An 11563-nucleotide genomic window follows, 5' to 3' on the forward strand; every position below is an offset into this window, starting at 1 on the left:
ATCTTTTACGAGCACAAGATGTTTTTACAAAACTTGGTGTGAAACAAGTCAAACTATTACGTCCACCTAGTGGAGACTTTAACAAAGCAACACTTAAAATAGCAGAATCACTCGGATACACCATCGTCCATTGGAGTAATAACTCAAACGACTGGAAAAACCCAGGTGTAAACAATATCGTTTCCAATGTCTCTACTAATTTAAAAGGTGGAGATATCGTCTTATTACATGCATCCGATTCTGCCCTTCAAACAAATAAAGCTTTACCACTGCTTCTGCAAAAATTAAAGAGTGACGGATATGAGCAAATATCGGTATCACAACTTATTTCTAACACAAGTACAAAAAGTAAAGATGTAAGGTAATTCTTTTCCCTCGTGCCTTCACACATAAAAAGCTCTACTACCTATCATGAAGGTAGTAGAGCTTTTTTCATCCCGATATTTATATTCGTACAACCACCCTGCATAAAAACTCAAAAATCTCTCTTACTTAAGCCGACTTACTCACCTTTCCAATTAAACGATGTAATATAAGTAACTGATATGCATTACATAATAAAAGTGGTATCACCATTAAATACAACCAATCTGTGTCATTAATACGAAGCGCTGGTACCCACTCAAGAATTGTTACAACAACCATAAAGAACAAAGCGGGCACAAATGCCTTTCTATTCGTTTCTTTACTTTTTATGTAAGCAACAATCGCCCCAAACATAAATAATACACCTGCAACAAGTATGTTATTCCCTAACGAAACTTCCCCATTTGCAATCAATATGGATCTTAAATACACGAAATCAAATAAAACGAATGCAATAAAGAAGAGCTGGACTGCATTCCATAAAGAAGGTGACCTAAACATCCCCAGTCCAAAACGATGGATTGTTAAATAGGCAAAGAACCCCATTTGACTTATAACACTAAAAATAAATCCTACACCCATCAACCAGAAGGAAACTGCTAAAATCTCCTTTCCGTCGAAATTTTGAAAAAATTTAACGTACTTGTCCCACTCCAAAACAAATCCAATAATGACCGTGCTAATCCCACCAAGAAACAACGTCGTAAAAAACAGTCGTACCCACTTGCGGCTATTCACAACACATCCCCCATTATCCTTATATTTCTAATTAAATTGTATCAATGACAATTTCAAAAAGCTAGCCATGTTCATGTATAAATTCCTTAAAGATATTTATATTAAAAAGAGAGAACTGTGTTGAAAGGAGTTCCAACTTATGAAACGGATGCTGCTCGTTTTGACTTCTTCTTTTCTATTTCTTGTACTTGTAGCATGTGCACAAGGAAAAGAAGCAAAGTCCGAACTTGATTACGATCAAACGAAGAAAATGATTGTTGATATTTTAAAAACCGATCAAGGTAAGAAAGCCATTCAAGATGTGTTAACTGATGAAAAAATGAAACAAGCACTCATACTAGATGAAACAGTAGTAAAGAAAACGATTGAAGATGCAATGGTATCCGACAAAGGGCAACAATTCTGGGAAAAGCTCTTTAAAGACCCTGAGTTCTCATCGAAATTCGCTAAAAGTATGGGAAAAGAACAAACAACCTTAATGAAAACATTACTAAAAGACCCTGAATACCAAGCAGGCGTTATAGAAATTATGAAAAATCCTGAAGTAGAAAAAATGATGTTACAAACAATGAAGAGCAAAGAATACCGCCAATATTTACAACAAGTACTAACAGAAACTGCTGAAAGCCCACTCTTCCAAGCTAAGATGATTGATATTATTAGTAAAGGTGTACAAAAGGCCGAAAAAAGTGGATCTGATAAAAAAGAAGCAGGCGGTGAAGGTGGTTCCCAAGACGGTAAAAAGGAGCAACAGTAAAAATAATAATTATAATAATGAGTGGACAATATATGTATCGTCCACTCATTATTATTTTATTTTTGTGTGACAGCTATTTTATCAATTACTGTCTCAGCTATCGTACGATAAATAAGACCCGTCGTATGTGTATCTTCATATACTGAAGGCGCAAAGTCATCTTTATTCCAATCAGGTTGTTGAAGCGGGATTCGGCCAAGTACTTCTGTTTGAAGTTCTGTAGCTAATTTATCTCCTCCACCTCTTCCAAACACATATTCTTTTTCACCAGTTGTTTTACTTTCAAAATACGCCATATTTTCAACAACACCAAGAATACTATGTTCTGTACGTAAAGCCATGGCTCCAGCACGCGCTGCCACAAATGCCGCTGTTGGATGTGGCGTTGTTACAATAATCTCTTTACAAGCTGGCAACATTGAATGTAAGTCTAGCGCAACATCACCTGTACCCGGTGGTAAATCTAAAACTAAATAGTCTAAATCGCCCCACTCTACTTCTGTAAAGAAGTGATTTAACATTTTCCCAAGCATAGGGCCTCTCCAAATAACCGGTGCATTATCTTCTACAAAGAATCCCATTGAAATTACCTTTACACCTAGACGCTCCACTGGAATGATTCTATCTCCTCTTACAACAGGACGTTTTTCTATCCCCATCATATCCGGTACGCTAAAACCATAAATATCAGCATCAATGATACCAACCTTTTTACCTAAACGAGCTAAAGCAATGGCAAGGTTAACAGAAACTGTTGATTTTCCGACTCCACCTTTTCCACTCGCCACTGCTAAAAATGTTGTTTTTGAATTTGGTGACAATAAAGATTCAGTTTGCTCTTCTTCCTGTTCCGGTGCAAACTGAGCTAATTCCTCTTCTGTAAATTCTGCAAAGCGAAGCCCTACTGTTGCTGCCCCTAGTTCTTTTACTAACTTTACAATTCCAGATTGCAATTGCATTTGTTCCGCTGTACCGGTTTTTACAATTGCAATTTTAACACTTACATGTTCCTTCTCAGGCTTAACTGTTACCTCTTTAATTGCACCTGTTTCTTTTAACGTTTTATGTAAAAACGGATCTACAATCCCTTCTAACGCTTCCACTACTTGCTCTTTCGTTACCATTGTTAGCCCAGCCCCCTGTATGAAAAATAACGTAATGTTAATTAAATTTATCTCTCTTTATTTTTGAAATAAATGCGTTTACATTTCCAGTATAACATATTTTCGGAAAACTTCGTTAACGAGAGAAACTCAAAAAATCCTCCTTATTCTGGAGGATTCCCTTTTTCCGTGAAATAACGTAATATACCACGATATACTGCAGCCGCTACCTTTTGCTGATATTTCTCCGAATTTAACATATACCTTTCGTTTACATTCGATAAAAAGCCAGCTTCAATTAAAGCACCTGGTGTTTTCGCATACTTTAATAAATACACATGAGAAATTGTTTTAGCAGAACGATTCGTATTCTCTAAACTCGTTCTCAATTCAGCTTGTATAAATTTCGCAGCACGTTCATTTTCAACCGAAGAACGGTAGTAGAACGTTTGTGCGCCTTTCGATCCACTGCTAGTTAAAGCATTTAAATGAATACTCGCAAAAAAGTCTACATCAGGCTTATTAATAATCTCTACACGCTTTTTTAAATCCTCTGCTTTACGTCTACTATATGATTTTGTATCTTTCTGAGCTAAATCATAATCTCCCTCACGTGTTAAAATAACTAGTGCACCTTGTTCTTGTAAATAATCTTGTACCTTCTTTGTAATCTCAAGCGTAATATCTTTTTCTATAATATCTTTTCCACCAACAGCCCCTCCGTCTGGCCCACCATGCCCAGCATCCAATACAATCACTTTCCCCGACAAGGGTAAATTCCAAGCTCGCCACGATTTTGTAATTTGAAATTCTTGTTTAACTAAAAAAAACAAAACAACCGCAGCGAGTGCAAAAGAGATAATTCGAATTCTCTTCATACCTTTCCTCCTCCAGCTAGTCCCTCTAATTACTTATATGGGACAAGAGGAAAGTTTATGCTTGTCTTAATGAAGCTTTAATCGATATCTTCTTTCACCTTTTTCATATCCTTCCTGCCACCATAAGCCGATAAACTGCTGGCAAGATTCAAAAAGTAATTCCTCATCTTGTAACTTAATTTCCCGCATAGTCATGCTCGTTAAAAATTGAAATAGTGTTTCCGTTAATTGTTGCTCTTCTTCTAAGGCTCTATATTTTACATCAAAGAATGATTCACCATAATAACCAAACTTACTGTATCTCGCTCCTAATAAATACGATTCTATCCCTAATTCAATACAGTAATCTTCATACTGACGATGAAGTTCCTGCATCTGAAAGGCATCCCTAATATTTGAACGTAATGTTTTTAATGATAATTCTCGCAGCATCTTCCGTTCATATTTCAACTGCTTTTCTTTTTGTTTTTCTTGTAAGCTGACAATGACATTCATAGCACTTATAAACCTCCCTAATACGTATTAGTCTAAACTTCTAAAGAAGAAGCATACGCGAGAGAATAGCACTAAAATATTCCAAACTACAAAAATTACAAAAGAGGAATGAAACATAAAAAAACCCCAACCAAAATGGTTGGGGTTTGTAGTTCGCAAAAATTAACGTTTTGAGAACTGAGGTGCACGACGTGCGCCTTTAAGACCGTATTTTTTACGCTCTTTCATACGTGCGTCACGAGTTAATAGACCTGCACGTTTTAGTGTTAGACGGTATTCTGGATCAGCTTTTAATAAAGCGCGAGAAATACCGTGACGAATAGCACCAGCTTGACCAGTGTATCCACCACCATTTACGTTTACAAGTACATCGTAGTTACCTAAAGTTTCTGTTGCAACTAGAGGTTGTTTCACTACTTCACGTAATGCAGCAAATGGGATATAGTTTTCAAAATCACGACCGTTAATGATAACGCGTCCTTCGCCTGGAACTAGGCGTACGCGCGCTACTGAACTCTTACGACGTCCAGTGCCATAGTATTGAACCTGTGCCAAAGTAAGCCCTCCTTTAATTGATTATCCGCGAAGTTCGTAAACTTCTGGTTTTTGTGCTTGGTGTGGATGCTCTGCTCCAGCATACACGTTTAATTTCTTAGATACTTGACGTCCTAAACGTCCTTTTGGAAGCATCCCTTTAATTGCAAGCTCTAACATTTGTACAGGGTAGTTTGTACGCATTTCTAGAGCTGTTCTTTGTTTAAGTCCACCTGGGTGGTTAGTGTGACGGTAGTAAATTTTATCGTTTAATTTATTACCTGTTAAATGAATTTTTTCAGCGTTAATAATAATTACATGATCACCCGTGTCAACGTGTGGTGTAAATGTAGGTTTGTTTTTACCGCGTAAAATAGATGCTACTTCAGTAGATAGGCGACCTAAAGTTTGACCTTCAGCATCAACCACATACCATTTACGCTCAACTTCGTTAGCTTTTGCCATAAAAGTCGTACGCATGTGTTTCCCTCCTCGTTATCTTTTCCATAGAAAAAATCTATTGTTTATCTTAAACACGATTTCCTTCCGGGGCTAATCGTGGTTTTAGAAACAATACCATATGTTATGATATACTTTTGAGTTTCTAATGTCAAGCAAATGTTACACCAGGATTAGTTGTTATAGTTTACCTGCCATAAGTAAAGTCCATGACCTGGAGCCATCTTTCCAGCAAACTGACGATTTTGTTTCGCTAAAATCTCTGAAATGCTATCAGGATCAAGCTTTCCTTGCCCTACGCTAAGTAACGTACCAACAATAATTCTGACCATATTATATAAAAATCCATTACCTACAAAACGAAAAATTAATTCATCGCCTTGCTCAATTAACTCAATTTCATAAATCGTTCGCACTTTATCTTTTTTGTCAGTTTTTGCCGAACAAAAAGAAGTGAAATCATGCGTTCCAATAAAATAAGGAATCGCTTTTCTTATAGAGCTTATTTCGAGCGGATATGGATATTGATATACGTAATTTCTACGGAATACATCCGCAGTCTTTGATAATAATACACGATAACGATATTCTTTTCTCTCGACACCGTAACGCGCATGAAATTCTTCTGTTTTTTTCTCTACCTGTCTGATAACAATATCATCTGGCAACATTGTGTTTAATGCATTACTCCATTGCCACTCTTCAAGAGACAACGGTGTATCAAAGTGTATGACTTGTCCTTTAGCGTGAACAGTAGAATCCGTTCTGCCCGATGCCTGAACACGAACAAGTTCTCCTTTATGCAATTTCTGCAAAGCTTTCTCAATCTCTTGTTGAACAGTACGATGCTGCGGCTGAATTTGATAACCACAAAAATGCATGCCATCATATGCAACCGTACATTTTATTCTATCCATTTCTCTATTCTCCATTACGATCGCACCCATGCCAAAATACAAGCTAAACAAAGTAAGCTTATAATCGTTACTGTATCGCTTGTTTTCCAGCGTAGTTGCCTAAATTTAGTACGTCCTTCGCCATTTTGATACCCACGTGCTTCCATAGCAATTGCTAAGTCCTCAGCACGCTTAAAAGCACTGATAAATAGAGGAACGAGTAGTGAGATAATAGCTTTTATCCTATCTTTTATCGGTCCTCCTGCGAAATCAATACCACGTGAAGCTTGTGCCTTCATTATTTTACTTGTTTCATCCATTAATGTCGGAATAAAACGAAGTGAAATTGACATCATTAATGCGATTTCATGAACAGGAACTTTTATACGTTTCAACGGCTTTAATAACGTCTCCAAACCATCTGTAATCTCAATAGGTGTCGTCGTTAACGTTAATAATGTCGTCATTAAAATAATAACGAAGAATCGTATAGAAATGTATATCCCTTGCTCTAATCCTTTTTCATGTATCGAAAACCAACCAAGCTGGAATAGTACTTCCCCTTCTTTATTTGTAAAAATATGCAGGAAAAATGTAAAAAGAAAAATCCATAGAATTGGTTTTAAGCCCGAAAGTACATAACGAATCGGCACTTTTGCAAAAAATAAAGCAATGAGTGCATATAAAAATAAAAATCCATATGAAATCGCATTATTTGCTAAGAAAACAACAAATACATATAAAAAGACAATCAGCAGCTTCGTACGTGGATCAAGTTGATGAATAAGAGACTTCCCTGGAATATATCTTCCAATAATCAACTGCTGCATGATTCATGACCACCTTTTCGTAACACCTGCACAACTTCATGAGTAAGATCCTCTAAAGATAAGGTAGCCTTTGGGATTGAAATGCCAAACTTCTCTTCAATTGCACGTTTATACTTTAAAGACATAGGAAGATCCACGCCAATTTTCTCTAGTTCATCAGCATGTGAAAATACTTCCTCTGCACTTCCTTGCAAAAAGACCGTTCCTTTATGCATGACTACAATCTGCTCCGCATACTTAGCAGCATCCTCCATATTATGTGTTACTAGGATAACTGTAAGACCTTTTTCCTTATGCAGCTTATAAAACATCTCCATAAGTTCATTCTGCCCTTTTGGATCTAGTCCTGCTGTAGGTTCATCTAATACAAGCACTTCGGGTTCCATCGCCAATACACCCGCTATCGCAACACGCCTCATTTGCCCACCACTTAACTCAAACGGTGAACGTGTTAACAGTTCTGGCTCTAACCCTACAAGTTCAATTGCCTCTCTTGCCTTTTGCTTCGCTTCTTCTACAGATACCCCAAAATTAGTAGGGCCGAAACAAATATCCTTCTCCACAGTCTCTTCAAACAACTGATGTTCTGGGAATTGAAAGACAACCCCTACCTTTTTACGTAGTGGCTTTAGCTTTTTTTCTTTTTTTCCTGCCGAAATGAAATGTTCACCAATTTGAACTGTGCCATTCGTCGGCTGCAATAAACCATTTAAATGTTGAATCATCGTCGACTTACCTGAACCAGTATGACCGATAATGGCATAATAGCCCCCACTTGGAAACGACACGTCTACATCATAAAGTGCGCGTCTTTCAAATGGAGTTTTATATTGATAACGATGTTCTACTTTTTGGAATGTAATCTCCAAAGTTCGTTCACCAAGCTTTCCATTGTAAGATGCGTATTTTGCAAGAGAATTTCATTTCTTTTTAATAATTCTGCTATTTTCACTGAAAATGGTACATCTAATCCAATTTCTTGGAGCATATGAGAGGACTTGAATATTTGCTTTGGAGTCCCTTCCTCTAATATTTCTCCCTTATTTAAAATAATGACACGGTCTGATTGCGCCGCTTCTTCTAAATCGTGCGTAATTGATAACACGGTAATACCTTTTTGATTAACAAGTTGTCTAACCGTTTCTACTACTTCACGTCTCCCTTGAGGATCTAGCATTGACGTTGCTTCATCTAATATCAAAATAGATGGCTGAAGTGCTAAAACGCCTGCTATTGCCACTCGCTGCTTTTGCCCACCAGATAACGAATGAGGTTCATCATTAAGAAATTCTTCCATACGGACAAGTTTGAGGGCCTGATCTAATCTTTCTACCATTTTCTCTCTTGGCATTCCGATATTCTCTAAGCCAAAAACAACGTCGTCTTGCACTGTCGTTCCAACAAATTGATTATCTGGATTTTGAAATACCATCCCAATTTGTTTTCGAACATCCCATACCGTTTCCTCTGATAAAACCATTGTATCATTTACTGTAATAGTCCCTGCTTCCGGCAAAAACAAACCATTCAATAATTTTGCAAGTGTAGACTTCCCTGAACCATTTTGTCCAATAACAGATACCCATTCTCCCTCATACAAGGAAAATGAAACATCTTTTAATGCATAAGTGGCTGCCCCAGGATATTGAAATGATATATTCTCTGTCCGAAGTTTCTCTTTTTTCAATACAAGGCACCCTTTCCTTCGCCAAGTTAGCCTATTTTTATATTTAAAAAAAAGGGCCATGACCAGTTTCTTGAAAAGAACTGTCCTGCCCTTTTAATTATCATTATACTAACTCGATAATTACCATTGGTGCTGCGTCTCCGCGACGTGGACCAATTTTTGCAATACGAGTGTATCCGCCTTGGCGCTCAGCATAGCGTGGAGCTACATCAGCGAATAATTTTTGAAGTGCATCTTGACCAGTCTCAGCGTTAGCTACTTCATTGCGAATGAAAGCTGCTGCTTGACGACGAGCGTGAAGATCTCCGCGTTTACCTAAAGTGATCATTTTTTCCACTACAGAACGAAGTTCTTTTGCACGAGTTTCTGTCGTTTGGATGCGCTCGTTGATAATTAAATCAGTAGCTAAATCACGTAACATAGCTTTACGTTGCGCACTTGTACGGCCTAATTTTCTGTATGCCATTCGTAGTTCCCTCCTTTGTTGATGGGTTTAAATCCTCAGTCGTCTTTACGTAAACCTAAACCTAATTCCTCAAGTTTATGTTTAACTTCTTCTAAGGATTTACGTCCTAAGTTACGAACTTTCATCATATCTTCTTCTGTTTTGTTCGCAAGCTCTTGTACAGTATTAATTCCTGCACGTTTTAGGCAATTATAAGAACGAACAGAAAGATCTAGTTCTTCGATAGTCATCTCAAGAACTTTCTCTTTTTGATCTTCTTCCTTCTCGACCATAATCTCAGCATTTTGTGCTTCATCAGTTAAACCAACAAAGATATTTAAATGCTCAGTTAAGATTTTGGCACCTAAAGAGATAGCTTCTTTTGGCCCGATGCTTCCATCCGTCCATACATCAAGCGTAAGCTTATCATAATTAGCCACTTGTCCGACACGTGTCTTTTCCACTTGGTAAGTCACACGTGATACTGGAGTATAAATAGAATCAATAGGAATTACTCCTATTGGTTGATCTTCGCTTTTATTTGCATCAGCTGGCGTATACCCACGGCCACGCTTTGCAGTTAAACGCATGCGGAAATGCGCATTTTTTGCTAACGTTGCAATGTGTAAATCTGGATTTAAGATTTCTACATCACTATCGTGAGTAATATCAGCAGCTGTGACAATACCTTCGCCCTGCACATCAATTTCCAACGTCTTCTCTTCTTCAGAGTAGATTTTAAGAGCTAACTTTTTCAAGTTTAAGATGATCGTCGTAACGTCTTCTACTACGCCCTCAACTGTTGAAAATTCATGTAATACGCCATCGATTTGGATAGCAGTAACAGCGGCACCAGGGAGTGAGGATAAAAGAATACGACGTAAGGAGTTACCCAAAGTAGTACCATATCCACGCTCAAGCGGTTCAATTACGAATTTACCATATTTAGCATCTTCGTTAAGTTCAACCGTTTCGATTTTCGGCTTTTCGATTTCAATCATTAACTAAACCCTCCTTCAAAACGTCGAAACCCCGGTTAAACAAAGGGATACCCCCTGTCTAACCGAAAGTCCCCCTTAGGCAGTTCCCGATTGTGCACAACAAGCGATGTTTCTGTACGAAATTTCTCGATAATGCATCATATCCATTATAGACAAAAGGGAAAATTCTATACAGAAAAATTACACACGACGACGTTTTGGTGGACGACATCCATTATGAGGAACTGGAGTAACATCTCTAATTGCTGTTACTTCTAGACCTGCAGCTTGAAGAGCACGAATTGCAGCTTCACGACCAGCACCAGGACCTTTAACAGTAACCTCTAAAGTTTTTAAACCGTGCTCCATTGCAACTTTAGCAGCAGCTTCAGCAGCCATTTGCGCAGCGAATGGAGTAGACTTACGAGATCCACGGAAACCAAGTGCACCAGCACTAGACCAAGAAAGTGCGTTACCATGAGTATCTGTAAGTGTTACGATTGTGTTGTTGAAAGTAGAACGAATATGAGCTATACCAGCTTCAATATTCTTTTTCACACGTTTTTTACGAGTGTTTGTTTTACGTGCCATTGTTAGTTCAACCTCCTTTACTTATTATTTCTTTTTATTTGCTACTGTACGACGTGGACCTTTACGTGTACGAGCATTGTTTTTAGAGTTTTGACCACGAACTGGTAAACCACGACGGTGACGAAGACCACGGTAAGAACCGATCTCCATTAGACGTTTAATGTTAAGAGATACTTCACGACGAAGGTCTCCCTCAACTTTAATACGATCGATGATATCACGGATACGTCCTAGTTCGTCTTCCGTTAAATCACGAACTCGTGTTTCTGAAGAAATACCAGCTTCAGTTAGAATTTTTTCAGCAGTTGTGCGACCAATGCCGAATACGTAAGTTAAAGAAATAACAACGCGTTTGTCTCGAGGAATATCTACACCTGCGATACGTGCCATTCTGAATGCACCTCCTTCTGATTAACCTTGTTTTTGTTTATGTTTAGGGTTTTCACAAATAACCATTACTTTTCCACGTCTACGAATAACTTTACATTTTTCGCAGATTGGTTTAACTGACGGTCTTACTTTCATGTCTCGAACCTCCTTAAAGATTACGGAGTGCTATATTATTTAAAACGGTACGTAATACGACCACGATTTAAATCGTACGGAGATAATTCTACCGTAACTTTGTCTCCTGGTAAAATACGAATGAAGTTCATACGGATTTTACCAGAAACGTGAGCCAATACGACATGCCCATTCTCTAATTCTACTTTGAACATAGCATTTGGCAACGTTTCAAGAACGGTACCTTCGACTTCAATTACATCATCTTTAGCCATTCAATAGTTCTCCCTTCTTCAAATC

General features: G+C 37.9%; 18 protein-coding genes (1 of these 18 running past the window's edge). 2 read left to right on the plus strand and 16 right to left on the minus strand.

Annotated features, from left to right (window positions below):
• Positions 1-365: the final stretch of a polysaccharide deacetylase family sporulation protein PdaB gene (gene pdaB, locus QEP67_RS27050; RefSeq protein ID WP_000464699.1), read on the plus strand. It extends 400 nt beyond the left edge of the window; 365 of the gene's 765 nt are visible here — the last part of the coding sequence; its start codon lies off the left edge, out of view; its stop codon occupies positions 363-365.
• A gap of 127 nt (positions 366-492) precedes the next feature.
• Here pdaB and kbaA read toward each other — a convergent pair whose 3' ends face one another.
• On the minus strand, positions 493-1104 hold the full coding sequence (kbaA, locus tag QEP67_RS27055) for a KinB signaling pathway activation protein KbaA (RefSeq protein ID WP_001088513.1): 612 nt from the start codon (positions 1102-1104) through the stop codon (positions 493-495).
• 139 nt (positions 1105-1243) lie between these two features.
• Here kbaA and gerD point away from each other — a divergent pair, with 139 nt between their 5' ends.
• Positions 1244-1861 (plus strand): spore germination protein GerD, encoded by a 618-nt coding sequence (gene gerD / locus QEP67_RS27060; protein WP_000827523.1) that lies wholly within the window; start codon positions 1244-1246, stop codon positions 1859-1861.
• A gap of 56 nt (positions 1862-1917) precedes the next feature.
• Here gerD and QEP67_RS27065 read toward each other — a convergent pair whose 3' ends face one another.
• From QEP67_RS27065 to infA, 15 genes are all read right to left on the minus strand, one after another.
• Positions 1918-2985: an Mrp/NBP35 family ATP-binding protein gene (locus tag QEP67_RS27065; protein ID WP_000256610.1), complete on the minus strand. Its 1068-nt coding sequence runs from the start codon at positions 2983-2985 to the stop codon at positions 1918-1920.
• 143 nt (positions 2986-3128) lie between these two features.
• Positions 3129-3842 carry an N-acetylmuramoyl-L-alanine amidase CwlD gene (gene cwlD, locus QEP67_RS27070; RefSeq protein ID WP_000822446.1) on the minus strand — a complete coding sequence of 238 codons (714 nt, stop codon included), beginning with the start codon at positions 3840-3842 and terminating at the stop codon, positions 3129-3131.
• A gap of 66 nt (positions 3843-3908) precedes the next feature.
• A complete protein-coding gene (locus QEP67_RS27075; RefSeq protein ID WP_001101006.1) occupies positions 3909-4337 on the minus strand; it encodes a YbaK family protein in 429 nt (142 codons plus the stop codon).
• A gap of 162 nt (positions 4338-4499) precedes the next feature.
• Positions 4500-4892 (minus strand): 30S ribosomal protein S9, encoded by a 393-nt coding sequence (gene rpsI / locus QEP67_RS27080; RefSeq protein WP_000079986.1) that lies wholly within the window; start codon positions 4890-4892, stop codon positions 4500-4502.
• A 21-nt stretch (positions 4893-4913) separates the two neighbouring features.
• Complete coding sequence (rplM, locus tag QEP67_RS27085) at positions 4914-5351, minus strand: 50S ribosomal protein L13 (protein WP_001260795.1); 438 nt, start codon at positions 5349-5351, stop codon at positions 4914-4916.
• A 152-nt stretch (positions 5352-5503) separates the two neighbouring features.
• Complete coding sequence (truA, locus tag QEP67_RS27090) at positions 5504-6247, minus strand: tRNA pseudouridine(38-40) synthase TruA (protein WP_002109135.1); 744 nt, start codon at positions 6245-6247, stop codon at positions 5504-5506.
• A 14-nt stretch (positions 6248-6261) separates the two neighbouring features.
• Positions 6262-7056: an energy-coupling factor transporter transmembrane protein EcfT gene (locus QEP67_RS27095; protein ID WP_001186519.1), complete on the minus strand. Its 795-nt coding sequence runs from the start codon at positions 7054-7056 to the stop codon at positions 6262-6264.
• A complete protein-coding gene (locus QEP67_RS27100; protein ID WP_000406519.1) occupies positions 7044-7925 on the minus strand; it encodes an energy-coupling factor ABC transporter ATP-binding protein in 882 nt (293 codons plus the stop codon). Before QEP67_RS27100 ends, QEP67_RS27095 begins: the two co-directional genes overlap by 13 nt.
• Positions 7901-8743 (minus strand): energy-coupling factor ABC transporter ATP-binding protein, encoded by an 843-nt coding sequence (locus QEP67_RS27105; RefSeq protein ID WP_000711781.1) that lies wholly within the window; start codon positions 8741-8743, stop codon positions 7901-7903. Before QEP67_RS27105 ends, QEP67_RS27100 begins: the two co-directional genes overlap by 25 nt.
• 103 nt (positions 8744-8846) lie before the next feature.
• Positions 8847-9209, minus strand: a complete 363-nt coding sequence (rplQ, locus tag QEP67_RS27110; RefSeq protein ID WP_000331490.1) for a 50S ribosomal protein L17 — start codon at positions 9207-9209, stop codon at positions 8847-8849.
• A 35-nt stretch (positions 9210-9244) separates the two neighbouring features.
• The gene (locus QEP67_RS27115; RefSeq protein WP_000569644.1) at positions 9245-10189 is read right to left on the minus strand and encodes a DNA-directed RNA polymerase subunit alpha; all 945 of its coding nucleotides are present in this window, start codon (positions 10187-10189) and stop codon (positions 9245-9247) included.
• Between the two features lie 180 nt (positions 10190-10369).
• On the minus strand, positions 10370-10759 hold the full coding sequence (gene rpsK / locus QEP67_RS27120; RefSeq protein ID WP_000101797.1) for a 30S ribosomal protein S11: 390 nt from the start codon (positions 10757-10759) through the stop codon (positions 10370-10372).
• Between the two features lie 24 nt (positions 10760-10783).
• Positions 10784-11149 carry a 30S ribosomal protein S13 gene (gene rpsM / locus QEP67_RS27125; RefSeq protein ID WP_000090790.1) on the minus strand — a complete coding sequence of 122 codons (366 nt, stop codon included), beginning with the start codon at positions 11147-11149 and terminating at the stop codon, positions 10784-10786.
• Between the two features lie 21 nt (positions 11150-11170).
• Complete coding sequence (rpmJ, locus tag QEP67_RS27130) at positions 11171-11284, minus strand: 50S ribosomal protein L36 (protein ID WP_000868344.1); 114 nt, start codon at positions 11282-11284, stop codon at positions 11171-11173.
• A 35-nt stretch (positions 11285-11319) separates the two neighbouring features.
• Positions 11320-11538 carry a translation initiation factor IF-1 gene (gene infA, locus QEP67_RS27135; protein ID WP_001029884.1) on the minus strand — a complete coding sequence of 73 codons (219 nt, stop codon included), beginning with the start codon at positions 11536-11538 and terminating at the stop codon, positions 11320-11322.
• Between the last annotated feature and the right edge of the window lie 25 nt (positions 11539-11563).

This window comes from Bacillus cereus group sp. MS39 (assembly GCF_040448665.1).
Classification (GTDB): Bacteria; Bacillota; Bacilli; order Bacillales; family Bacillaceae_G; genus Bacillus_A; species Bacillus_A wiedmannii.

Excerpts from the sequence above, each read along its gene's own strand:
- QEP67_RS27065 (WP_000256610.1), bottom strand. The coding sequence starts at position 2,985 with ATGGTAACGAAAGAGCAAGTAGTGGAAGCGTTAGAAGGGATTGTAGAT.
- QEP67_RS27075 (WP_001101006.1), bottom strand. The coding sequence starts at position 4,337 with ATGAATGTCATTGTCAGCTTACAAGAAAAACAAAAAGAAAAGCAGTTG.
- rpsM (WP_000090790.1), bottom strand. The coding sequence starts at position 11,149 with ATGGCACGTATCGCAGGTGTAGATATTCCTCGAGACAAACGCGTTGTT.
- gerD (WP_000827523.1), top strand. The coding sequence starts at position 1,244 with ATGAAACGGATGCTGCTCGTTTTGACTTCTTCTTTTCTATTTCTTGTA.
- rplQ (WP_000331490.1), bottom strand. The coding sequence starts at position 9,209 with ATGGCATACAGAAAATTAGGCCGTACAAGTGCGCAACGTAAAGCTATG.
- rpsK (WP_000101797.1), bottom strand. The coding sequence starts at position 10,759 with ATGGCACGTAAAACAAACACTCGTAAAAAACGTGTGAAAAAGAATATT.
- cwlD (WP_000822446.1), bottom strand. The coding sequence starts at position 3,842 with ATGAAGAGAATTCGAATTATCTCTTTTGCACTCGCTGCGGTTGTTTTG.
- truA (WP_002109135.1), bottom strand. The coding sequence starts at position 6,247 with ATGGATAGAATAAAATGTACGGTTGCATATGATGGCATGCATTTTTGT.
- rpmJ (WP_000868344.1), bottom strand. The coding sequence starts at position 11,284 with ATGAAAGTAAGACCGTCAGTTAAACCAATCTGCGAAAAATGTAAAGTT.
- rplM (WP_001260795.1), bottom strand. The coding sequence starts at position 5,351 with ATGCGTACGACTTTTATGGCAAAAGCTAACGAAGTTGAGCGTAAATGG.
- infA (WP_001029884.1), bottom strand. The coding sequence starts at position 11,538 with ATGGCTAAAGATGATGTAATTGAAGTCGAAGGTACCGTTCTTGAAACG.
- QEP67_RS27115 (WP_000569644.1), bottom strand. The coding sequence starts at position 10,189 with ATGATTGAAATCGAAAAGCCGAAAATCGAAACGGTTGAACTTAACGAA.
- QEP67_RS27095 (WP_001186519.1), bottom strand. The coding sequence starts at position 7,056 with ATGCAGCAGTTGATTATTGGAAGATATATTCCAGGGAAGTCTCTTATT.